The sequence below is a fragment of the Cellulomonas septica genome (assembly GCF_012396155.1).
In the GTDB taxonomy this organism is placed as follows: Bacteria; Actinomycetota; Actinomycetes; order Actinomycetales; family Cellulomonadaceae; genus Cellulomonas; species Cellulomonas septica.
On sequence record NZ_JAAXOY010000906.1, the window covers coordinates 1 to 1,026 of the forward strand.

The window sequence follows — 1,026 nt, forward strand, 5'->3', positions numbered from 1 at the left end:
GGACGAGGCGCGCCCCTCGCGCGCCTCGCGCGCGGCGACGCCCGCGAGCTCGTCGGCCCGCTCGTTGAACCGGTCACCGCGGTGCCCGCGGACCCACGCGAACGCGACGGGCCCGGGGCGCTCGGCGATGGCGCGGTCGATGGCCTGGATCAGCGCGAGGTTCTGCACGGGGCCGCCGCTGGCCGTCCGCCAGCCCTTGCGCTTCCAGCCGTGCACCCACTCCGACGAGCACTTGATCGCGTACTGCGAGTCCGCCTCGATGCGCAGCGGCTCGTCGCCGGGGTGCGCGTGGATCGCCTCGAGGACCGCGGTGAGCTCGGCGATCTGGTTGGTGCCGGACGCGGCGCCCCCGCTCGCGTGCGTGCCGTCGTGGTTCGCCCACGCCCAGCCGATCGCGCCGCCGGGGTTGCGCAGGCAGGAGCCGTCCGTGCTGACCGTGATCACGAGCGTCGATTCTGCCGTGCCCGCAGGGCCGAACGGTGCACGTCGCTCAGGTCGGGCGCGCGGCGCGCCGATGAAGGAGCATGACGACGATCGACGACGTCGACCTCTTCGGTGAGGCGTTCGGTGGTTTTCGGTCGGTGGGCGTCGCGCGGCGACGTCACCCGGCGGTCCTGACCGTGCTGGCGCTGCTCGCGGCCGCGGGCGTCGTCGGTGCGGGCTTCGTGTGGGCGCGGGACAACGCCCGCGGCCCGGTGGTCGAGCACGTCGACGCCCGCACGCTGCTCCCGGTCCTCGCGACCGCGCAGGGTGCCGACGACGTCGTCGACCGCGCCGAGATCGGCTCGCTGGCCGTCGAGCCCGCGTCGACCCGGTTCCTCGCGGAGACCGACAGCGGGCGGCAGTTCGCGGCGATCAGCGCGTCGGGCGACCTGTGCGTGCTGACCGTGCCGTCGGGCGACCTCGCGACGCTCGGCTGCGTCCCGTCGGTCGTGGGTGCGCAGCTCGCGTCGGGCGACGTCTGGCTCGCCGCGGAGGGCGGACCCGCCCCGGCGGCCGACGACGGCTGGCACGAGGCGGGTCCGA

General features: G+C 75.7%; 2 protein-coding genes. One reads left to right on the forward strand and one right to left on the reverse strand.

Annotation, left to right across the window (positions count from 1 at the left end):
* Positions 1-444, reverse strand: a 444-nt coding sequence (locus tag HGA02_RS20180) for an RNase H family protein (RefSeq protein ID WP_168681212.1), incomplete at its 3' end; no start/stop codon positions are given.
* A gap of 80 nt (positions 445-524) precedes the next feature.
* On the opposite strand from HGA02_RS20180, the gene HGA02_RS20185 reads away from it, so the two are divergent.
* The coding region (locus HGA02_RS20185) for a hypothetical protein (protein WP_168681214.1) at positions 525-1,026 on the forward strand (502 nt) is incomplete at its 3' end.